The sequence below is a fragment of the Pseudomonas caspiana genome, assembly GCF_002158995.1.
GTDB classification, from domain to species: Bacteria; Pseudomonadota; Gammaproteobacteria; order Pseudomonadales; family Pseudomonadaceae; genus Aquipseudomonas; species Aquipseudomonas caspiana.
On the sequence record NZ_LOHF01000030.1, the window covers coordinates 23,966 to 43,822 of the forward strand.

Here is a 19,857-nt window from a genome sequence, read left to right on the forward strand (position 1 = left end):
CGCCCGCCTGCCGATTCATTCGCATCAGGCGCTAGGGCGTTCGTTCCAAGAGTCGGAATGGATGAGGTTGCCGTCTTTAAAGGTCCAGGTGATCTTTTCGTAACGCAGCTCGATCTCTTCGAGGTGACCGTACTTCTCCATGTCTGCATTCTTGATGTCATGCAGCTTGGGTGCGACGCCTACCACCTTTACGTTGTCCAGCAGGACGTTGTAGTACTCCACCTCCTGGCCGGCGTCGTCGATGCGATAGAACTTGAACTCAGCGCTTTTAAGCGTCTGGCCAGTGCTCACAGCCTTGTGGAAGTACGTGCTGCTGGCATCGATTTCCTTGGTGATTTTGTACGGAGTGTGGATACGCGTCCCGGTCAACTTGCCAGTGTTGTTGTCGGTCGGGATGTACACGCTGTGGTTCTGCGCAATGATTTCGATACTGCCCTCACGCTTCTGCACGTTCACACAACCTTTGATGTCCGCGCCGCCATCATCTTTCAGCCACAGGTAAATGGGAGTTGCCATGTGAAGCTCCTTTTTCTCAGTCATTGAATGTCGCGAGTTGCGACAGGGGTTTTCTGTCTGGCCCCAAAGTGAGAGGCATGCACGCTCCCACTTCCGGCACCAAACGGATATCGACACGGCGGTTTGAAGTGCGCCCCGTCTCGGTGTCATTGCTGGCGATGGGCTGGTTAGCGCCAAAGCCCTGAACCGCAAAGCAGCTGTCGGGGATGTCGCCCATGCGTTGCATCCAGTCACGTACCGCACCAGCCCGAGCGCGGGACAACTGCAAGTTGTGCTCTGGATTGCCAGTGGCATCGGTATGCCCGGCGATAACGATTAACCAGCCTGGCTGTGCCTTGATGTCGACCAGTGCATTGATCAATACCTTGGTTGAATCAGCTTTGAGATGGGCACTGCCGGTACTGAACAGCGAGAGGCTGTCGAGGCGAACCGGCTTTGCAGTCGCAATGGGTGGGGTAGCCGCTGGCGGCTTGCGATGGTTGGCAATGGCCGAGAGCACTGGCGCCCGAAGGCGTTCGCCGCGATAGAGTCCAAAACCTAACGCCAAGGGCTCGCCGTTTCGGTAGTAATCGTTTAACCGTTTGGCGTCCTGATGCAGGACGGCCATAGCCTCTTCACGCACTACAAACTCGGGCTGATCCTGACGGCTTGGCTGGGGTATAGCCGTATAGCGACGCAGGTCATCACTGACTTGGCGTAGCAACAGATTGTTCTGCCAAGCAGAGTTGGCCATGGCGATAAGGCAAAACAGTGCGAAAAGCCACACGGCGATAACACTCGCGCGACGTACCGCAGTGTTCTTGAAATGTGTGGGTAGCGCATGAAGCAACGGATCAGGAAACGGCAATGAAGTGTCCGCTTCAGCCGAATTCGGTCTTGTGTCAGTGAGTCCCACCTTGTCACATAGCCATTGATGCCAAAGACTACCCGGCGCTGCCTCAGGCAATCGCGACACCAACGTAATAGCGCAGGAGAAAGGCAGACCGAGAGCGTTACGCACGTCAGTAGGCACAAGGTGTGGCAGTACCTCGGCACTCAGCCAGCCCGCAATACTGTTGAGTTGCACACTAGTCTGTAAGCGCTCGGAGTAAGTCGCGCAATCAGCGCTTTGCTGCTGCCATCCGCACAAGCTGACACAAGCATCAGGCTCGCGAGCGCTGGGGTTGGTTTGGCCAGCTTCCCAACTAAACCAAGGACCACTTCCTTGCGATGCCTGCACATAACTGACAAGGAGCAACGGCAATGCGATGCCGCGCTTACGAACCAAGGTTGCCTGGAAACAGAAAGTCCGCACCCGGCCAGCCATTGCTGGACTGTCGGCATGCTCGCCCGGATTGACGATAAACATGACGCTGAGCTGACCGCCCCAGCCCGGACGCAGACTCATTACGCTGCTAGCAACTGCCGATAACAGCTGGAGATCAGGCACCCGAATGTAACAGCCCTGTCGCGTGACACGCAGCGCGGATTGCTCAGCAGCAACGGCACCAAAAAGGCCCTGAAGGCCATCGCCACACACCAGAATTACAGGCTGACGATAGGCTGCTGGAGGCAAAGACATTGCGTCGACCAGAACCTGTGAATCACTCTGACGTGCAGCCCGCCGTCCGGCACGGACCCATGCGACAATCATGCAGCATGCAATTGCGAACACACCCCATGCCCGTAGCCCGGTGGTCATCGGGATGATGGCGAGTAGTGCCAGAGCAAGCACACTTGCCCACAGCCAAAGGCCGCGCGTCAGTTTAAGCGTCATCTGTCTGCCCTCACGCCTGACCAGACGGGAGCGATGCAATCAGATCACTCAGCAGGTAATCCAGCCCCCACCAAACTCCGGCAAGCAGCACGCAGAACGCGAATACATGGCCCATAAGCGATTGAGGCCAAGCTCGTAGGTGTAAACCAGAACCAACGTTTCTTTTCGTAGGCAGCGTCTGGCTGGGTTTCAATGGTTCGACAAGGGCATTTAGCGCTGCCAACAACTGCATGCGCTCAGGATTATTCGCATCTGCATAGCAACCCTGAAAGCCAAGCATCAATACGCGCTGGAAAACAGTCAGCACACTTAGGTCAGGGGCTGGCTCGCGAAGTACTTCGCGCATGTCTTCATAAAGGGACTCACCCGCCTGATGGCGACTGAAGAACTTGGCCTGCAAAGGCTCGCCAGCCCAGTCGGCATGTGTTTCATCTTTCGCGCAAGTGAGGATGGCTTCATCCAGCAAAGCGCACTGTGCATGGCTGATGTAGTCAATATTGCGCTGACTGTAACCTGCACTTTTCAGCCGATCCCTTACGGTTTCGATCTGCTTTGTACACAGCTCTGCCAAGTTCGTGCTGCCCTGCACTGAGCCGCCTTGGCGAAGTTCTGCCACCAGCAAGTAGCTGTCGTGTAGCAGCGAATCGCTATCTATCGCGATGAGGGTTTGTGTTTTAGGAGTAATCCGGCTCATGTGCGCAGCACCGCAAAAAGTTCGAGCTTCACATCAGCAAGCGTGCTCGGAACGTAGAAGGAACAAACGCCCTCGGCCAGCATGGCCTGCCCCTTTGGATGGGCCAGATCAAGCGCGAAATACTGGTTCTCCAGCCGCAGAGGTATGGCAGCGGGAACGTGGCTGAGGGATAGCAAAGGAATACCGTCGAGAGCGACATTGATAAGACGATCAACGTCATCTGGAGTACCGGCCTTGCACAGGCGAGGGAACTGACTTTGCAATTGGGCGGCAGGGAGACGGCAACGGACCGATAAATAAAACTCGGCGCCCTCAGGTTCACGAAGACGAGGGTCATTGAGCGTGACCTTCCAGCGATTCGCGCCGATCTCTTCCAGTTCCAGCGCGATGACTCGCGACGGCAAGCTGGCTTCCAGCAAGGTGGAAATGATGCTCAGCAACGGCGGAAAAACTGTCTCCAGTTGTTCATGCCGATAGGCCGGTATCTTGTCGAGGTCGTGATCCAGCGAAAAGGTAAGCAGACCACCGGCCAATTTGACCAGCTCCAGATACACCTGCTCTGGATGTCGAGCCGGGTGAGCCTTGAGATCAGCCAATACGGGCTGGTAGGTATTCAAAGCATTAAGCAACCAGAACAACGACACATCTGCCACGGCGAAATCGGCCATTCGCTGATTGCTCTCACGGCGCATGCTCATCAGCCGCAGGCGCTTGGCTGATAGCTGGGTCAGCAGATTATCCAGCTGGGTCAGCAATCCCAAGTGAGCGGAGAAGCTCAGCAACGGCGGCACGTAAGCCGAGTCGAGACTCCAGGCGCCCTGCCCGTCACGCACCAGACGCGCAATCGGACAAGTCAGATAATCAGCATTTTCGTCGCTATCAAGGCGCAGGCTTAGCGCCTGCTCCATGATGGCAACCGACTGCACTTCATCAGCGTATAAGTCCTGGACGTCCCGCCAACTCTGGCGATAGCGCATAGGCCGATCCGCCCTGCCCCCCTCCAATAAGCAGTTGTTGCCGTTGGCCTGCTCCAAAGGCAATGCCAGTAGCAAGATAGCGTGCTTGTCGTCATCAGAGAGCAGTCGGGCCAGCTCAAGCGCGGGCGGCAGACGATCCACATTGGTGGTATCGATCAAGGTGCCATCCGGCATTCGCAAACGGACTTGAGTGGCCTTGAGCTTACCTAGCCGAAGGGCTTCCAGATCGAAGGCCACAGCCTGAACACCCCATGGGTGTGCCAGCGACAAATGCGCGATTGATTCATTGGCCCAGGCTTCCCAGCGTGCCTGTTGCTGGAACTGTTGCGGGGACAATAGTGATCCCGCGAACCAGAGGGGGCGGTCGATTTTCATAACGTCGTTTCCCTACGAAGTGACTCAGGCTTTTGCCTTTGGCATCTGCGAAACCAGCGACAAATTGACGTCCATGCCTTCAACCTGGAAATGCGGCACGGCGTACAACTTGACCCGGAAAAAGCCGGGGTTGTCGTCGATGTCCTCTACTATCACCTTGGCATCGCGCAGCGGATGTGAAGCCTGAAGGTCATCACCGGGATCGTTCATTTCGGTCACCAGTCCACCGACCCACTTGTTCAGTTCGAGCTCAAGTACGCGGCGATCCTTGGTAGTGCCGATGTTTTCGCGCTGGATGAGCTTCAGATAATGAGCAATGCGCGATAGCAGGAAGATGTATGGCAAGCGTGCGTTGATGCGGCTGTTGGCTGTTGCATCAGGCGTGTCATACAGCGCAGGTTTTTGCGTCGAGTTGGCTGAGAAGAAGCACGCGTAATCGCGGTTCTTGTAGTACGAAAGTGGAATAAAACCGAGATTGGCGAACTCGAATTCGCGCGTCTCCGGAATCATCACTTCAGATGGAATTTTTACCTGACTGCCGGTGCCCAGATCGTACAAATGGATTGGTAGGTCGGTGACCGCACCGCCCGACTGCGGGCCGCGAATCTGGACACACCAGCCATTTGCGATGAAGCTTTTAACCATGTTTGCAGCGAATGCGAACGAGGCGTTGGTCCAGAGATACTTGTCATGATCCGGCCCCTTGACGCTTTCGACGTAGTTGAAGCTCCGCACAGGGACGGTGTCAGGACCATAAGGCAGTCGACCCAACACACGCGGCATGGTCAGACCGATGTAGCGAGAATCATCACTGTCACGGAAAGCCTTCCACTTGATGTACTCGGCACGATCGAAGTAGTTGGCAATGTCCTTGATGGCCGCGACCTCTTCCATGGATTTTTTCCCAAAGAAGGCTGGACCTACTGCCCCCACAAAAGGCATGTGCGCTGCCGCTGCCACTTTCGAAATATTGCGCAGCAGGGCGATGTCCTGAGGGCTGCGATCAAACTCATAATTGGAGATCGCTGAGGCGATGGGCTCACCGCCAGGGGTGTCGTATTCCTGGGTATAGGTATGTGCATACAAGCCGCTTTGGGCAATTTCAGGTGCATCTTCAAAATCTTGTACGAGATGGTCCTTGCTGATATCCAGCAACTCAATACGTACGTTTTGCCGGAAATCGGTTTGATCTATCAGGGATTTAACGCCGCGCCAGGTTGATTCAACGCGCTGAAAATCTTCATGGTGCATCACGGCATCCAGTTGACGACTGATCTGCGCGTCAAGTGATGCAATGTGTTCATCCAGCAAAGTTTTATCCAGACGCTCAACTTTCCGCGATGAATCTTTGAGTAAACTCAAAAACACATTGACGGCAGCAGTTACCCGCATATCGGCGGATGCGTCAGCAAGAGATTCCGTCGTCTGAAAAGACTCAATATTACCCAATGCGGATACAGGATTTAAATTTATTTCGCGAAGAGAGCGCTGTAAACGCTTTGACTTTCTTCAGACACTACCACTTCGCCGCTCGACTGAGCGGAAGACTGTTTTGCAGGCATATTACAACTTCCTATTAACGTACCGAGATAGACTAACGATCTTATGCAGAGGCCAGTGCGGCCAGCTCCGCTCTGAGCTCGTTACTCAGTGCTTCATCCTTGAGAATGAGCTCTAGCTCATGTCGGAAAGTCGCGTTATCGAGCAGATTTGACTTGAGATCGCGAAGCAAATTTCTCATCGCCAGCAAGGCACGCAACTGAGGAATCTGGCGGGCAACCTGCTCCGGCTCGAAGTCCTTCATGCTTTGGAAATTCAACTCGACAGAGGTATCGGTTTTATCACCTGCAAGGGTATTTTCAACCGCTAGTGTCAAGGCTGGAGAATACTCGGCAAGCACGCTATCAAAGTTGTTTTTATTGATATTTACCTTACTTCTTTCAGATAGAGGACGCTGCTCTTTACCATTGCTGTAATCCCCCATCATCATAAGTTTTAGCGGTAATTCCACCTTCTTCTGCGCGCCACCGGTATGCAAATCGAGCTTAATATTCACTCGTGCTTTGGGCACTTCATTTTGAAAGCTGTTTGAAGCCATAAGTCCTCCGGACCCGCGCAGAAAAATCGTCATGAATTAATGAACAGATCTGAAATTAATTCTCACCGCCACGCCGGAGACAATGGCAGCGGTTGCGGCCATCCTCTGCGAGAAGTCAGTTATCAGATAGGTTGATGTGCGTAGAGCTTGAGGATAATCCATACAAACCGACAACTCTACCCACCAAAGTTAGCCTCGGAATATTCCCTCAAAAATAGCGAAAGTTCCTACAAGCCAACCCCATTTTTAATTTATGAAAACATTTCATTCGAATATTTTAATAAACATGCACATCGCAAGGCCTAGGCCATTGAGGACAAATAAGGGGGGCTAAAACTATCGAGCGCTGCGGCGCCGTCGTAGAGATGCGGCTTGGGGGGGGGAAGACTGGCTGAATGACTACGAATACCTAAAGCAAACGGGGCCTAAGCCCCGTCTGCCACACCACAACTACTTAACCTTACTACTCAAACTACTCACCTGACTCTCCAGCCTGCCCACGCTACTGCGCAGGTTGCTGATGTCCTGTTTAAGGCTGCTGATGTCGCCGGAGCTTGAGTTGCTGCTCGAACCCGAACTGCGCTGGATATCACTCAGCTTGCTTTCCAGTTTGCTAATGCTGCGATTTTGGTCTTCGATTTTGCTCTTCAAGCTCGATACGTCACTGGAGCTTGAGTTGCTGCTTGAGCTTGAGCCAGCGCTGCGCTTGAGGTCGTTGAGCTGGCTTTCCAGTTTGCTGATGGTGCGGCTTTGCTCGTCCATCTTGCTTTTGAGGCCGGACACGTCAGCGTTGCTGGATTGGGTGGTGGTGCCGTTGTTACGTTTGAGTTCTTCGATCAAACGGGTCTGGGCTTTGACGGTTTCCTTGAGGGCGGCCAGCTCGCTGGCGTTCTGGCGGGACTCTTTCTGCAATTGCTGCAAGCCGCCCAGAGTGACGTCGGTTTTACGTATTGAGTAAACGCCTGTTGGCTCGTAGTGGCTGGCAACAATGCTGTCTTGGGAAGTGGCGTCGTAGGAGCTTAAATCGACTGCGGCTTGGGCCTGTGACAGGGCAAGGCTACCCATCAAAAATGCTGCGAATCGGATTTTGGAGCTCAGGAAAGCGGACTTACTAGTCATCACTAGGTTTTCCATATGAAGTGCCGATATGGCACAACGCTACGACCCGTTTTTTTGCCGAAAGTTCTCAGCCTAGACGCTTCGGGGGACAAACCTCGTAACGTTTTTCGTGTGTATCCGAGAGGATGCTATGCCATCCGGCAGACGTTCATACAGGGTCACTTCTCGATACTCGGACCTCCCCCCGACACAGCCCGATGCGGCTGGTCGTTGTTCGAATAGCGGAGTGAGATATGCGCAGACTGACCCTTCTTGGCACCCCGGTGCTGATGTTCACCCTGGCGGTGTCGACGGCCCAGGCCTATGAGGCCGGGGATATTATTGTTCGGGCCGGTGCAGTAACTGTCGACCCACGGGAAAGCAGTTCCAGCGTACGGGTTGATCGCGGAGGTCTGGCGGGCACGGATCTGGGTGGCAAGGCAGGCATGAACAGCGATACCCAATTGGGTCTGAACTTCGCTTACATGGTCACTGATCATTTGGGCATTGAGTTGTTGGCGGCTACGCCGTTTGAGCACGACGTAAACATAAGCGGCACTTCCGGTGGTATTGCGGACGGCAAGCTTGGCTCGCTGAAACATCTGCCGCCGACGTTAAGCCTGATTTACTACCCGCTGAACAATAAGTCAGCCTTCCAGCCCTACGTGGGGGCGGGCATTAACTACACCTGGATCTACGATGAAAGTGTCGGCAGCAGCGCCAGCGCCGCAGGGTTCGATAACTTTCACGCTAGCAATTCCTGGGGCTGGGCCGCTCAAGTGGGCGCGGACTACATGCTCACTGACCGTCTGATGATTAACGCGCAGATACGTTACATCGACATTGAAACCGACGCTTACGTCAGCAACACCAATCTTGGCGTCAGGGCCAAAGTCGATGTCGACGTGGATCCGTTCGTTTACATGGTGGGGCTTGGCTACAAGTTCTGAGATCACACACCAAGGCGAAGCATCAATGGCGACACAACAAAAAACGGGCACCCAACCTGAGTTGGTGTGCCCGTTTTTTCACTGCTCGCCTCCCGCCGAGGCGTCCAGCTGGTAACTAGGGGTTGACGCTGTCTTTCAGGGATTTACCCGGTTTGAAGGCGACGGTGTTGCTGGCCTTGATCTTCACTGGCTCGCCGGTTTGTGGGTTTTTGCCAGTGCGTGCGCCGCGATGGCGTTGAAGGAAAGTGCCGAAGCCGACCAGGGTAACGCTGTCTTTGCGATGCAAAGCACCAGTGATTTCTTCGAGGACGGCATTGAGAACGCGATTGGCTTGCTCTTTGGTCAGGTCCGCTTTTTCAGCAATAGCGGCCGCTAGTTCTGGTTTACGCATATGAAGCCTCTTCTACGGTTTTTTGTTTTTATGTCCCGGACCGCTCATGCAGAACGGCGTCAGGTGCCGCAACAGCTCTACGTTGCGGCAGACGGGAATGAGGATGGCATGCTGTTCTGGCCGACGCCAGTAGACCAACGACCTTTATGCGGCCAAAAATGTGGCTTATCCGACAGAACGGCCAGTATTTATGCCAATAGCGCTGGAAGCGTCTTATTGAGGGCGAGTTTTTCCATCACGGCGGCTCCCGTCAGGGCGTAACCCAAGAGGTTGCCGGCCGGGTCGTGACACAGAGCTTTGATATCAGCGCCCTGCCCTTCAACACTCCAGACGCCCTCGCTGCCACGCGGAGGCGGAGACACGACGAGTGGGCAAACCGGGGTTTTTACCGTAATCGGCATAGGCCCGTATTTGACCGCTGTCGGAGTACCCGCGAGGGTTTGCGCCAAGGCGCGAGCGCAGCTCATCAGCGGCATCACATACAGCAGGTTCAAACCGTCGACTTCAGCACAGTCGCCCAATGCATAGATATTGGCGTGGGAGGTTTTCAGCTCTCGGTCCACGATGATGCCACGACCGATCTGCAAGCCTGCGGCCGCAGCCAGATCGACTCGTGGGCGCAGGCCGATGGCGGAAACCACAACATCGCACTCAATGACCTGCCCATCGGACAGGTGTGCTTCAAGGCCATCGGCTGTGCGCTGCAAGCGCGTCATCAATGGGCCGAGGTGGAAGCGCGCACCGAGGCTTTCCAGGCCGGCACGCACGGCAGTTGCGGCAGCAGGCGGCAACAAAGTCGGCATTACTTGCTCACAAGGCGCGACCAGATCGATTTCGTAGCCCCCCAGAATCAAGTCATTGGCGAACTCGCAGCCAATCAGGCCGACGCCAAGAATCAACACCCGGCGCTTGCCTGCTGCGGCGGCTCGAAAGCGCGCGTAATCCTCAAGATCATTAATCGGGAAGACGGCGTCGCTAGCATCGCCTTCAACCGGTACGCGGATGGTTTCTGCACCCCAGGCGAGGATCAGATCACGGTAATACACGGCCTCTTCACCGATCCATAGGCGTTTGTGCCCCGGATCAATGCCGCTGATGCGCGTGTGAGTGCGCACCTCAGCCTTGAGCTGGTCGGCCATCGCGCCGGGTTCAGCCATGCTCAGGCCATCGGCTTCCTTGTTTTTGCCAAAGCCGGTGGAGAGCATCGGTTTAGAGTAGGAACGCCCGTCATCGGCGGTGATCAGCAGCAGCGGCGTTTCGCCATCGAGCTTGCGAAATTCCCGGGCGAGGTTGTAGCCCGCCAGGCCAGTGCCAACAATCACAACAGGTGCGTTCATACGTACTTCCAAACCAGAGAGTAAAAAACCGGATCAGCCGATTTCGATCATTTCGAAATCCATTTTGCCCACGCCGCAATCCGGGCATAGCCAATCTTCGGGAACATCCTGCCAAAGCGTGCCCGGCGCGATACCGTCATCCGGCCAGCCGTCCGCTTCGTTGTAAATCAGGCCACAGACAATGCATTGCCACTTTTTCATCGTATATCTCTCATATTTTCAGGCTATTTCGGGTGTACGTGGTCGTCAGTGCCACGCTTGCGCCGAACTCAGGGCGTTTTGTACTGACCGCGACGCCGACATGCAACCCCGAAGATCACTACAGCCTTTTGCCGGTCGTCGGCTGAAGGGGGCAATCATGCTAAGCTCGCGGCCCCGATCAGCCTCAATAAATGCTTACCGTGACTGAGCAAAAATCCTCTTCCGTACCTGTTGACTGGCTTGGACGCGAGCTGCTTGGAGACGCCGTCGAACCCTTGGTTCTGGAGTGGCTGTTTCATCAGGACTCTCTGACTCGCCGCCTGACAGCCCTTTCTGCTGACAACTTCAGTGTCACGCCTCTGTTCGAAGGCTGGCAAGCGCTGCGCGACGATGAGTGCCAGGCATTGGGTCTGCCTGAACAGAGCGTTGGTTGGGCGCGGGAAGTTTATTTACGCGGGTATGGCGAAAAGTGGGTCTTCGCTCGAAGTGTCGCGGCTCGCAGCGCGCTGCAGGAAAGCGGCTTGCAGATGGATGAATTGGGCACACGCTCGCTCGGCGAGTTGTTGTTCTGCGACCCGGCGTTTGATCGCGGCGCGTTGCAGGTCTGTCGTTATCCTGCGGTCTGGCTACCGGCAGCAGACGCCACCGAAGGTTTATGGGGACGCCGCTCGTGCTTTAGCCGGGGCCCATTGAAAATACTGGTTGCCGAGGTCTTCCTGCCTACGCTCTGGCAGGCGATTCGCACCACGGAGCATGGTTGATGTACCTGACACTTCTGAAATCGCTTAATCGCCTGAATCCTCGCATCTGGGACTTCATCCAGTTGATGCGTGTCGATAAGCCGATTGGCATTTATCTCTTGCTGTGGCCGACGCTCTGGGCGCTGTGGATCGCGGGTGAAGGTTCGCCATCGCTGCTTAATATCGTGATTTTTGTGGTCGGCGTGTTTCTGATGCGAGCGGCAGGCTGTGTGATCAATGACTTCGCCGACCGCAAGGTCGATGGTCACGTCAAACGCACTGAGCAGCGGCCGCTGGTGAGTGGCAAAGTCAGCTCTAAAGAGGCGCTGGTTCTGTTTGCGGTATTGGTGCTGGTGAGTTTTCTGCTGGTACTGCTGACTAACGCGACAACCATCTGGTTATCCTTCGGCGGCCTGGCGCTAGCAGCCTGTTATCCATTCATGAAGCGCTACACCTATTACCCACAAGTGGTACTGGGTGCGGCGTTTTCATGGGGGATGCCGATGGCGTTCACCGCCGAAACCGGCAACCTGCCTGCCGCCGCGTGGCTGCTTTACATCGCTAACCTGTTATGGACGGTGGCGTACGACACCTATTACGCGATGGTCGATCGTGAAGACGATCTGAAGATTGGAGTGAAATCCACTGCTGTGCTGTTTGGCGATGCTGACCGGATCATCATTCTGACACTGCAAGGGTTGGCCCTTGGTTGCCTGATGCTGGCCGGTGCGCGTTTTGAGCTGGGGGTGTATTTCTACCTGGGTCTGTTGGTGGCGGCGGGATGTTTCGTCTGGGAATTCTGGTCAACCCGCAATCGCGACCGCGATGCCTGCTTCAAGGCATTTCTGCACAACCATTGGGCTGGGTTGGCGATCTTTGTCGGGATTGTTGCGGATTATGGGTTGCGTTGAATGACTCTGGAAACGTAGCAGCAATCGGAGGTCACGACGGTCTCGATGGCGGTGTGTCAGTTACATCGCAATCGGCGCCGTCGTAACCTCCGAAAATTCCTACGGAAGTGTTGTGCTATTTAGGTTTGACGATGTGCCAGACGCCGCCTTTGCCATCGCCAGTGACGTCACCGACTTTCTTGTCATCCTTGTAGAAGTACAACGGCTTGCCGTCGTAAGCCCATTGCAGGGTTTTGTCGTCGCGTTTGATCTGGGTCCATTTGCCTGACGCTTTGGTATTGGCTTCAGCCACAAGTGGCGGCCAGTTGATTGCGCATTTGTCGTTACAAGCGGATTTGCCTACCGAGTCCTTGTCGAAGGTGTAGAGCGTTTTACCGCTGTGGTCTGTGAGGTAGCCGTTGTCCCCTGTCATGCCGGGTTCAGCAGCCATGACCAGACTGGAAGACGCCATTGCCGCAGCAGCTATCAAGCCCATGAATGTCGATGAAATCTTGAACATCGGTAGATCCTCTTCTTATGTGGAAACCGTTGTCGGATGAGACTGCACATTAGTCCTTAAAGAACGTGGCATGCTAGCCCCTACCCTGACTGTCACACGACTGCAATAATTCCGTTATCTAATGCGCCCCAAGACAGTTAAATGACAAGAGGTTCAAGCATGGTTGGCAGGAGCATTCTGATCGTTGACGACGAAGCGCCTATTCGCGAAATGATCGCCGTTGCATTGGAAATGGCCGGCTATGACTGCATGGAAGCAGAGAACTCTCAGCAAGCCCATGCAATCATCGTAGACCGCAAACCGGACTTGATCCTGCTCGACTGGATGCTGCCTGGCACTTCCGGTATCGAACTGGCCCGACGCCTCAAACGCGATGAGCTGACCGGGGACATCCCGATCATCATGCTGACCGCCAAGGGTGAAGAGGACAACAAGATCCAGGGGCTGGAAGTGGGCGCCGACGATTACATCACCAAGCCGTTTTCCCCTCGCGAACTGGTCGCACGCCTCAAGGCTGTGCTGCGCCGTGCAGGCCCTACCGATGGTGAAGCGCCTATCGAGGTTGGCGGTCTGCTGCTCGACCCGATCAGCCACCGTGTGACCATTGACGGTAAACCTGCCGAGATGGGGCCTACTGAATACCGTTTGCTGCAGTTCTTCATGACCCACCAGGAGCGCGCCTACACCCGCGGCCAATTGCTGGATCAAGTCTGGGGAGGCAATGTTTATGTCGAAGAACGTACCGTTGACGTGCACATCCGTCGACTGCGCAAAGCCCTCGGCGATGCTTATGAAAATCTGGTACAAACCGTGCGCGGCACAGGCTATCGCTTTTCTACAAAAAGCTGATGATCTGCCCGTAAACAGACAGTTTGAACAGATAGCCGCAAACAGGCAGCGCAACCGCCCGGTATGCGCTCGACATGGATGTACGTTTAATTGAATCAAAATTGGCATGGCACCCTGATCCGCCACATGCTGTTGCTGGTGACGGCCTGCCTCGTGGTCGGGTTGATCAGCGGCGAATATGGCTGGAGCCTGGCCATCGGTCTGGGGCTGTATCTGGCCTGGACCCTCAAACAACTCTTGCGCCTGCACGAATGGCTCAGCAACCACCAGACCGACGAACCGCCGCCGGATGGCTACGGTCTGTGGGGTGAGGTCTTCGATAGCATCTACCACCTGCAACGCCGTGATCAGCGGGTACGTGGTCGCCTGCAGGCTGTAATCGACCGTGTGCAGGAATCCACCGCCGCCCTCAAGGACGCGGTGATCATGCTCGACAGCGAAGGCAACCTGGAATGGTGGAACCGCGCCGCAGAAACCCTGATGGGTCTCAAAACCCCGCAGGACAGCGGTCAGCAGGTCACTAACCTCGTTCGTCACCCGCGCTTTAAGGAGTATTTCGAGCAGGGCAGCTTTTCCGAGCCTCTGGAAATTCCTTCGCCGACCAATGACCGGGTGCGCATTCAGATGCTGATTACCCGTTACGGCAACAACGAACATTTAATGCTGGTGCGCGACGTCACGCGGATTCATCAACTGGAACAGATGCGCAAGGATTTCGTCGCCAACGTGTCCCACGAACTGCGCACGCCTTTGACCGTAATTTTTGGTTATCTGGAAACCTTGCTGGATAACGTCGAAGAAGTGAACCCGCGCTGGGTGCGGGCCTTGCAGCAAATGCATCAGCAAGGTGGGCGGATGCAGACGTTGCTCAATGACCTGTTGCTGTTGGCCAAGCTCGAAGCGACGGACTATCCGTCGGATAACCATCCGATTGTCATCAGCACATTGCTCAAGACCATCACCAGTGATGCGCAGGCGTTGTCCGGCAACAAAAATCAGCAGATCAACCTGAATATCGAAACCGATGTTCAGCTCAAGGGCAGCGATACCGAACTGCGCAGCGCGTTTTCCAACCTGATTTTCAACGCCGTGAAATACACCCCCGCCGAAGGCAAAATCCAGATTCGCTGGTGGGCCGACGAGCGAGGCGCGCACCTGAGCGTGCAGGATTCGGGGATCGGCATCGAAACCAAGCATTTGCCGCGTCTGACCGAGCGTTTCTACCGCGTAGACTCCAGCCGCGCCTCCAATACTGGCGGTACAGGTCTGGGTCTGGCGATCGTAAAACACGTGCTCTTGCGCCACCGTGGAACACTGGAAATCAACAGCGTTCCAGGCAAAGGCAGCGTGTTTACCTGCCATTTCCCACCCATCCAACTGGCTCAAGCCTAGGCTGCGACACCTCCGCCACTAGGCAAGCAGGCATTCAGCCGCTACATTGCGGCACTTATGCCCCCGGATTTCGGTGCGGCAATAACCTATCTCGCTAAAACGGAACCCGTAAAACTCCATCATGGACCCTTCCCCTGGTTTTAACCTCGCTTCACTGTTCGCCGACTTCGGCATGATTCTCTTCGCAATGGTTCTGGTCCTGCTCAACGGCTTTTTCGTTGCGGCAGAGTTCGCCATGGTCAAACTGCGCTCGACCAAGGTTGAAGCCATTGCAGAAAAAAACGGCTGGCGCGGACACATCCTGCGCACCGTTCACAGCCAGCTTGACGCTTATCTCTCGGCTTGCCAGTTGGGTATCACCCTGGCTTCGCTGGGTCTGGGCTGGGTCGGCGAGCCGGCGTTCGCCCACCTGCTGGAGCCGCTGCTGGCGGCTTTGGGCGTAGACACTCCGGAAGTGATCAAGGGCGTGTCGTTCTTCACCGCGTTTTTCATCATCTCCTACCTGCACATCGTGATCGGCGAACTGGCCCCCAAATCCTGGGCGATCCGCAAACCGGAGCTGTTGTCGCTCTGGACGGCGGTGCCGCTGTACCTGTTCTACTGGGCGATGTACCCGGCCATTTACCTGCTCAATGCCAGCGCCAACGCGATTCTGCGTATTGCTGGCCAGGGCGAGCCTGGTCCGCATCATGAACACAGCTACAGTCGCGAAGAGCTGAAACTGATTCTGCACTCCAGCCGTGGCCAGGATCCGAGCGATCAGGGTATGCGAGTACTGGCTTCCGCCGTGGAAATGGGCGAACTGGAAGTGGTCGACTGGGCCAACTCCCGGGAAGACCTCGTGACGCTGGACTTCAACGCGCCACTCAAAGAAATCCTCGCCCTGTTCCGCCGCCACAAGTTCAGCCGTTATCCGGTCTACGACGCCGACCGCGGCGAATTTGTCGGCCTGCTGCACATCAAGGACCTGCTGCTGGAATTGGCGGCACTGGACCACATCCCGGAATCCTTCAACCTGGCCGAACTGACGCGTCCGCTTGAGCGGGTGTCCAAGCACATGCCGCTCTCGCGCTTGCTTGAGCAGTTCCGTCAGGGCGGCGCGCACTTTGCGCTGGTGGAGGAAGCCGACGGCAAGATCATCGGTTACCTGACCATGGAGGACGTGCTGGAAGTGCTGGTCGGCGACATTCAGGACGAACACCGCAAGGTAGAGCGCGGCATCCTCGCCTATCAGCCCGGCAAACTGCTGGTGCGCGGCGATACCCCACTGTTCAAGGTCGAACGCCTGCTGGGCATCGATCTGGACCACGTGGAAGCCGAAACCCTGGCAGGCCTGATCTACGAAACCCTCAAACGGGTGCCGGAAGTCGAGGAAGTCATGGAGTTCGAAGGGCTGCGGATCATCATCAAAAAGATGAAGGGCCCGAAGATCGTGTTGGCCAAGGTGGTCAAGATTGATTGATACGCCGATTGAGTTACGTCGCTCAAAGTGCAAGTATTTTTTCACTTTCTGCTTTGGAGTGAAGGAATACTTACATGGCAATGAAAATAGCACCGTTGCTCCCTGCAACGGAAAGACAGTTAGCTGATCTTGGCGAGCGCCTGAAGCTCGCCCGCTTACGACGTAAAATTGCTGCCAGACAGGCTGCAAAACGTACCGGAATGTCTCTCAAATGACTCTACGAGCGCTTGAGCGCGGATCTTCCGGCAGTACAATCGGCACCTATTAGCAGTGATGCAGGTCCTTGGACTAGAAAACGACCTAAACAAACTCGCTGCCGAGGACCTACTCGGGCGACACCTGCAAGATGCAAATCTACTTGTAGCGAAGAAAAAAGGCCTCGCCACAAAAAGAGCGAGCCAGCGTCTTCATCAGCAAAAAACTTACCTCCCGAAGATCGAACCGCTGAAAGGCCTACGGAATATCCAGCTGTAGATCAAAGCGAAGGCGGCTCAATCAGTAGTGATTCACTGGCAGCCTTGATACAGACTCGGATAAGGGCTAATACACAATGACCGCGGTGATCGGGGTATACGCCGACTGGGGGCTTACCGGAAGCTCAACAAATCTGTCAGCTTGACGGTGACGAAGCTGTTAGCGGTGTCAGCTACTAGAGAATATCGCTAAAGCCTCGGGCTTTCACGGCGAGAGCAGGATCATATGGCGCCTGCCTTCGTGGGAAGATGGAAAGCCCGAAAGTTTGATGTCCGAGGTGGACAAAACTGATTGATTACTTGTCCACCAATAGAACGGGAGGAAGCCAGCCCGGCAGCGCCTAAAAGTCTGACGTCCTATTACGCATGTTACGGGTATGCCTGCCTTGAATGCAGCACGCTCACAATCTCTATCTGATCGGATGCGATGCGATAGACCAAAATATAATTCGGATGCGCCACGAGTTCACGGGTACCAGCAACTCGGCCATTCGGGTACAGGTAGGGGTGCTCCGAGAGCGGAAGAGGTGCTGTCTCAAGCCGAGCTTTTAAACGGCGCGCTGCGTCTGGATCTTCGACTGATATGTAGGTGATTATTTCGGTAAGATCCGAAATAGCGTGACTCAGCCAAACAACTGGCAGCATTAGTTACCCAATCTCCGCTTGCGCTCAGCGGCTTCAATGATAGCGTCCATTTTTGCCATCACCTCATCATGAGGCACAACGGACCCTGGGTTATCCAGCGACCGCTGTACCTTTTCACGGAACCAGCGATCATAGCTGTCAGCCTGCTCTTGAGTTTCGAACTCTGACACAATTGGAGAAAGTAGCGCGCTCATGAGGACCTCCGTTTTTGGGCTGCTCGAAGTTTAGACCTTTTCGCTGGAAGCTGTCTCGACCGTCTGGAAAATCGGAAAAAGCCTACGCTGACTCGTTCTGAGGAACTGAGGCCCGAAAATCTTGTTGCCCGAGATAGTCAAGATTGGTTGATGAACCGAGACTCCCGTAGGAGCGGCTTAAGCCGGGAGAGCATTATTCGCGACGTAGATATGCGGTGAATGTGAAGGCCCCTCCCGGCTAAAACCGGTCCTACGGGGTGCAGTACTCTCAATTCCCACCCACCGCAAAATTCGGCAGGCTTTGCACCGGCTGTGCAAACTCGTACGGGATGGACTCCAGCGCCAGGCCCACGTTGCGCTGGACGACGAAGTGCAGGTGCGGGCCGCTGCTGTTGCCGGTGTTGCCGGAGCGGGCCAGGGCGCTGCCTACCACGACGTGCTGACCTTCCTTGACGCTGACCGAGCCGCGCATCAAGTGCAGGTACACGCCCATGGTGCCGTCGTCGTGCAGGATGCGCACGAAATTGCCTGATGGGTTCGAACCTTTGCCGGTCTGGTCGTTTTCAATTTTGACGACCACGCCACCGCGCGCGGCGATGATCGGCGTGCCCTCCGGCATGGCGATGTCCATGGCATAACGGCCTTTGGGGCCGAAGTGGCTGTACTTGCCGTTAGGCCCCTGACTCAAACGAAACGGACCGCCGACCCACGGCAACGGATAACGATAAGCCAGGCTTGTGCGCTGCGGATCACCGACGATGGAGCGCAGGCTGGTTTTGTAGCTCATGGCCTTGCCAACGACTTTGGGGCTCAGGACCGTGACGCGCTCATTGCCCCGTGCCGGTATCGTGCGACGAATGGTCTGGTCGGCGACGCCCAGGACGTTCTTCCCGCCAGAGATTTTCAGTTCGATTTCTACCGGCGCATACAGGTCGTTGCGGACATAAAGGCTGTCCACGCCTTTGTCGCGCTTGGTGCTCAAATGCACCTGACGCTCGATGTGCTCAACCATCCGATCCTTGAACACCACCACGGCAGCCCCCGGCGTCGGCCGGTCGGTAAACGAGACCACGCCGTTGGCATCGGTGAATTTGTAGATCGTCACCGCTCCGGCCGTTTGAGCAGCCAGCAACAGAGCACACAGGATCAGTAAGCGCTCAAGCATGGGATGGGTCTGGGCTGTAAAGAAGATGAGGCAAGCCTAACAGTGATTCCTGCGAATGAGGACTCAGCTGTCTCAATCGGCAATAGAGTAGCCGTCAAGGAAATCGCGCCAGGATACGCGTTCAACCTGAGGAACCGGCTTCAACTGAGAGAGGGCTCTCACTGCATCATTCGGCAGTATTGCCATCCCGGATAAAGCCGGTCCTGCGAGTGCCGCAATCAAGCTCCCGGCGAGAAGTGCTTCTGTACCGTGCCGCGGGCGATCAGGCGGGAGATGTAGTCCAGCTTCTGCGCGTCTTGATCGGTAAAGCGGAAGGTCACTTGCAGCCACTCGCTGTCCGGCTTCTGTTCGAACGCCACGATCGCGTGGAGGTAGCCGTTGAGGCGCGCTACTTCATTGCTCTCGCCCTGTTCCAGGTCGAGCACAGCCTGCTCAAGGATCTGCGGCAGGGATTCACTGCGGCGTACCACCAGCAATGCTTCTTTCAGGGTCAGCGCCTTGATCACGCAACTCTGATTGCCGCTCGGCAGGCGCAATTGGCCCTGACCACGTCCTGCAGGTTCTTTCGCAGCGGCTTTCGGCGGGACTGGCGGAGCTTTGGCAATACCACCAAATCCGGGCGCGGCCGTCACAGCAGGGCCTGCGGCAGGACGTACCACTTCAGCCTTGCCGCCAGTCAGTGCACTCAGCGAGTCATTGAGCGGCGAGTTCATGCGCGACGGCGCGGTGGACATCACGGCGTCGAGTTTGCCGACTTTGGCCAAGGCTTTCTTGACCTTGGTCAGCAGCTGTTCGTTGGTGAATGGCTTGCCGACAAAGTCAGTCACGCCAGCCTGAATCGCCTGCACCACGTTCTCCTTGTCGCCACGGCTGGTCACCATGATGAAGGGAACGGTTTTCAGGTAGTTGTCCTGTTCACGGCACCAGGTCAGCAGTTCAAGGCCGGACATCTCCGGCATTTCCCAGTCGCACAGGATCAGGTCAAACTCTTCGCGGTTCAGGGTGACCTGAGCCTTGCGACCGTTGACGGCGTCCTCGGTGTGAATACCGGGAAAATAATTGCGCAGACCTTTCTTAACCAAATCGCGGATGAAAGTCGCGTCATCCACAATCAAAACACTGATCTTACTCATC

General features: G+C 55.7%; 20 protein-coding genes and 2 pseudogenes. 7 read left to right on the forward strand and 15 right to left on the reverse strand.

All coding sequences use genetic code 11. From position 1 onward, the window contains the following. Positions 1 to 24: 24 nt before the first annotated feature. From tssD to AUC60_RS24625, 7 genes and pseudogenes are all read right to left on the reverse strand, one after another. Entirely contained in the window at positions 25 to 516 is a 492-nt protein-coding gene (tssD, locus tag AUC60_RS24595) for a type VI secretion system tube protein TssD (protein WP_087273780.1), read from the reverse strand. A 16-nt stretch (positions 517 to 532) separates the two neighbouring features. Next, a complete protein-coding gene (locus AUC60_RS24600) occupies positions 533 to 2,272 on the reverse strand; it encodes an OmpA family protein (protein ID WP_087273782.1) in 1,740 nt (579 codons plus the stop codon). Positions 2,273 to 2,282: 10 nt separating this feature from the next. Further along, entirely contained in the window at positions 2,283 to 2,966 is a 684-nt protein-coding gene (gene tssL / locus AUC60_RS24605; protein WP_087273784.1) for a type VI secretion system protein TssL, short form, read from the reverse strand. Further along, complete coding sequence (tssK, locus tag AUC60_RS24610; RefSeq protein ID WP_087273786.1) at positions 2,963 to 4,318, reverse strand: type VI secretion system baseplate subunit TssK; 1,356 nt, start codon at positions 4,316 to 4,318, stop codon at positions 2,963 to 2,965. The genes tssL and tssK overlap by 4 nt, the downstream gene beginning before the upstream one ends. 24 nt (positions 4,319 to 4,342) lie before the next feature. Then, positions 4,343 to 5,880 (reverse strand): annotated as a pseudogene (gene tssC / locus AUC60_RS24615) (type VI secretion system contractile sheath large subunit). A gap of 41 nt (positions 5,881 to 5,921) precedes the next feature. Further along, on the reverse strand, positions 5,922 to 6,416 hold the full coding sequence (gene tssB / locus AUC60_RS24620) for a type VI secretion system contractile sheath small subunit (RefSeq protein ID WP_087273789.1): 495 nt from the start codon (positions 6,414 to 6,416) through the stop codon (positions 5,922 to 5,924). A gap of 450 nt (positions 6,417 to 6,866) precedes the next feature. After that, positions 6,867 to 7,535, reverse strand: a complete 669-nt coding sequence (locus AUC60_RS24625; RefSeq protein ID WP_087273790.1) for a hypothetical protein — start codon at positions 7,533 to 7,535, stop codon at positions 6,867 to 6,869. Positions 7,536 to 7,768: 233 nt separating this feature from the next. Between AUC60_RS24625 and AUC60_RS24630 the strand changes: the two genes are divergently transcribed. After that, complete coding sequence (locus AUC60_RS24630) at positions 7,769 to 8,464, forward strand: OmpW/AlkL family protein (protein WP_405624485.1); 696 nt, start codon at positions 7,769 to 7,771, stop codon at positions 8,462 to 8,464. A gap of 115 nt (positions 8,465 to 8,579) precedes the next feature. On the opposite strand, the gene AUC60_RS24635 is transcribed toward AUC60_RS24630, so the two are convergent. From AUC60_RS24635 to AUC60_RS24645, 3 genes are all read right to left on the reverse strand, one after another. Then, a complete protein-coding gene (locus tag AUC60_RS24635) occupies positions 8,580 to 8,855 on the reverse strand; it encodes an HU family DNA-binding protein (RefSeq protein WP_003213368.1) in 276 nt (91 codons plus the stop codon). Positions 8,856 to 9,043: 188 nt separating this feature from the next. After that, entirely contained in the window at positions 9,044 to 10,192 is a 1,149-nt protein-coding gene (locus tag AUC60_RS24640) for an NAD(P)/FAD-dependent oxidoreductase (RefSeq protein WP_087273792.1), read from the reverse strand. A gap of 33 nt (positions 10,193 to 10,225) precedes the next feature. Further along, positions 10,226 to 10,393: a rubredoxin gene (locus tag AUC60_RS24645; protein ID WP_002555879.1), complete on the reverse strand. Its 168-nt coding sequence runs from the start codon at positions 10,391 to 10,393 to the stop codon at positions 10,226 to 10,228. 191 nt (positions 10,394 to 10,584) lie between these two features. Here AUC60_RS24645 and AUC60_RS24650 point away from each other — a divergent pair, with 191 nt between their 5' ends. Together AUC60_RS24650 and ubiA are read left to right on the forward strand one after the other, a co-directional pair. After that, positions 10,585 to 11,154, forward strand: a complete 570-nt coding sequence (locus tag AUC60_RS24650; RefSeq protein WP_087273794.1) for a chorismate--pyruvate lyase family protein — start codon at positions 10,585 to 10,587, stop codon at positions 11,152 to 11,154. Next, the gene (ubiA, locus tag AUC60_RS24655) at positions 11,154 to 12,044 is read left to right on the forward strand and encodes a 4-hydroxybenzoate octaprenyltransferase (protein ID WP_087273795.1); all 891 of its coding nucleotides are present in this window, start codon (positions 11,154 to 11,156) and stop codon (positions 12,042 to 12,044) included. The genes AUC60_RS24650 and ubiA overlap by 1 nt, the downstream gene beginning before the upstream one ends. A 115-nt stretch (positions 12,045 to 12,159) precedes the next feature. Here the strand turns inward: ubiA and AUC60_RS24660 are convergent, their stop codons facing one another. Further along, positions 12,160 to 12,519, reverse strand: coding sequence for a COG4315 family predicted lipoprotein (locus AUC60_RS24660; RefSeq protein ID WP_405624489.1), 360 nt, complete (start codon positions 12,517 to 12,519; stop codon positions 12,160 to 12,162). A 183-nt stretch (positions 12,520 to 12,702) separates the two neighbouring features. On the opposite strand from AUC60_RS24660, the gene phoB reads away from it, so the two are divergent. The 4 genes and pseudogenes from phoB to AUC60_RS28220 all read left to right on the forward strand — a co-directional run. Continuing rightward, complete coding sequence (gene phoB / locus AUC60_RS24665) at positions 12,703 to 13,392, forward strand: phosphate regulon transcriptional regulator PhoB (RefSeq protein WP_027901508.1); 690 nt, start codon at positions 12,703 to 12,705, stop codon at positions 13,390 to 13,392. Between the two features lie 126 nt (positions 13,393 to 13,518). Continuing rightward, a complete protein-coding gene (gene phoR, locus AUC60_RS24670; protein WP_238599636.1) occupies positions 13,519 to 14,784 on the forward strand; it encodes a phosphate regulon sensor histidine kinase PhoR in 1,266 nt (421 codons plus the stop codon). 121 nt (positions 14,785 to 14,905) lie between these two features. Further along, a complete protein-coding gene (locus AUC60_RS24675) occupies positions 14,906 to 16,246 on the forward strand; it encodes a hemolysin family protein (protein WP_087273799.1) in 1,341 nt (446 codons plus the stop codon). A gap of 74 nt (positions 16,247 to 16,320) precedes the next feature. Continuing rightward, positions 16,321 to 16,615, forward strand: a pseudogene (locus AUC60_RS28220) (helix-turn-helix domain-containing protein); the annotation flags it as partial. A 473-nt stretch (positions 16,616 to 17,088) separates the two neighbouring features. Here the strand turns inward: AUC60_RS28220 and AUC60_RS24685 are convergent. The 4 genes from AUC60_RS24685 to AUC60_RS24700 all read right to left on the reverse strand — a co-directional run bounded on the left by AUC60_RS24685 (position 17,089) and on the right by AUC60_RS24700 (position 19,856). Further along, on the reverse strand, positions 17,089 to 17,364 hold the full coding sequence (locus AUC60_RS24685; protein ID WP_087273804.1) for a type II toxin-antitoxin system RelE/ParE family toxin: 276 nt from the start codon (positions 17,362 to 17,364) through the stop codon (positions 17,089 to 17,091). Next, positions 17,364 to 17,558 carry a type II toxin-antitoxin system RelB family antitoxin gene (gene relB / locus AUC60_RS24690; protein WP_087273805.1) on the reverse strand — a complete coding sequence of 65 codons (195 nt, stop codon included), beginning with the start codon at positions 17,556 to 17,558 and terminating at the stop codon, positions 17,364 to 17,366. The genes AUC60_RS24685 and relB overlap by 1 nt, the downstream gene beginning before the upstream one ends. A 268-nt stretch (positions 17,559 to 17,826) precedes the next feature. Continuing rightward, positions 17,827 to 18,723, reverse strand: coding sequence for a peptidoglycan DD-metalloendopeptidase family protein (locus AUC60_RS24695; protein WP_087273807.1), 897 nt, complete (start codon positions 18,721 to 18,723; stop codon positions 17,827 to 17,829). A 218-nt stretch (positions 18,724 to 18,941) separates the two neighbouring features. Continuing rightward, on the reverse strand, positions 18,942 to 19,856 hold the full coding sequence (locus AUC60_RS24700; protein WP_087273808.1) for a response regulator: 915 nt from the start codon (positions 19,854 to 19,856) through the stop codon (positions 18,942 to 18,944). Between the last annotated feature and the right edge of the window lies 1 nt (position 19,857).

Excerpts from the sequence above, each read along its gene's own strand:
- tssD (WP_087273780.1), bottom strand. The coding sequence starts at position 516 with ATGGCAACTCCCATTTACCTGTGGCTGAAAGATGATGGCGGCGCGGAC.
- AUC60_RS24660 (WP_405624489.1), bottom strand. The coding sequence starts at position 12,519 with ATGGGCTTGATAGCTGCTGCGGCAATGGCGTCTTCCAGTCTGGTCATG.
- AUC60_RS24640 (WP_087273792.1), bottom strand. The coding sequence starts at position 10,192 with ATGAACGCACCTGTTGTGATTGTTGGCACTGGCCTGGCGGGCTACAAC.
- AUC60_RS24700 (WP_087273808.1), bottom strand. The coding sequence starts at position 19,856 with ATGAGTAAGATCAGTGTTTTGATTGTGGATGACGCGACTTTCATCCGC.
- AUC60_RS24625 (WP_087273790.1), bottom strand. The coding sequence starts at position 7,535 with ATGACTAGTAAGTCCGCTTTCCTGAGCTCCAAAATCCGATTCGCAGCA.
- AUC60_RS24630 (WP_405624485.1), top strand. The coding sequence starts at position 7,769 with ATGCGCAGACTGACCCTTCTTGGCACCCCGGTGCTGATGTTCACCCTG.
- AUC60_RS24600 (WP_087273782.1), bottom strand. The coding sequence starts at position 2,272 with ATGACGCTTAAACTGACGCGCGGCCTTTGGCTGTGGGCAAGTGTGCTT.
- AUC60_RS24650 (WP_087273794.1), top strand. The coding sequence starts at position 10,585 with ATGCTTACCGTGACTGAGCAAAAATCCTCTTCCGTACCTGTTGACTGG.
- AUC60_RS24675 (WP_087273799.1), top strand. The coding sequence starts at position 14,906 with ATGGACCCTTCCCCTGGTTTTAACCTCGCTTCACTGTTCGCCGACTTC.
- AUC60_RS24635 (WP_003213368.1), bottom strand. The coding sequence starts at position 8,855 with ATGCGTAAACCAGAACTAGCGGCCGCTATTGCTGAAAAAGCGGACCTG.
- ubiA (WP_087273795.1), top strand. The coding sequence starts at position 11,154 with ATGTACCTGACACTTCTGAAATCGCTTAATCGCCTGAATCCTCGCATC.
- tssL (WP_087273784.1), bottom strand. The coding sequence starts at position 2,966 with ATGAGCCGGATTACTCCTAAAACACAAACCCTCATCGCGATAGATAGC.
- AUC60_RS24695 (WP_087273807.1), bottom strand. The coding sequence starts at position 18,723 with ATGCTTGAGCGCTTACTGATCCTGTGTGCTCTGTTGCTGGCTGCTCAA.
- relB (WP_087273805.1), bottom strand. The coding sequence starts at position 17,558 with ATGAGCGCGCTACTTTCTCCAATTGTGTCAGAGTTCGAAACTCAAGAG.
- phoB (WP_027901508.1), top strand. The coding sequence starts at position 12,703 with ATGGTTGGCAGGAGCATTCTGATCGTTGACGACGAAGCGCCTATTCGC.
- tssB (WP_087273789.1), bottom strand. The coding sequence starts at position 6,416 with ATGGCTTCAAACAGCTTTCAAAATGAAGTGCCCAAAGCACGAGTGAAT.
- tssK (WP_087273786.1), bottom strand. The coding sequence starts at position 4,318 with ATGAAAATCGACCGCCCCCTCTGGTTCGCGGGATCACTATTGTCCCCG.
- AUC60_RS24685 (WP_087273804.1), bottom strand. The coding sequence starts at position 17,364 with ATGCTGCCAGTTGTTTGGCTGAGTCACGCTATTTCGGATCTTACCGAA.
- phoR (WP_238599636.1), top strand. The coding sequence starts at position 13,519 with ATGCTGTTGCTGGTGACGGCCTGCCTCGTGGTCGGGTTGATCAGCGGC.
- AUC60_RS24645 (WP_002555879.1), bottom strand. The coding sequence starts at position 10,393 with ATGAAAAAGTGGCAATGCATTGTCTGTGGCCTGATTTACAACGAAGCG.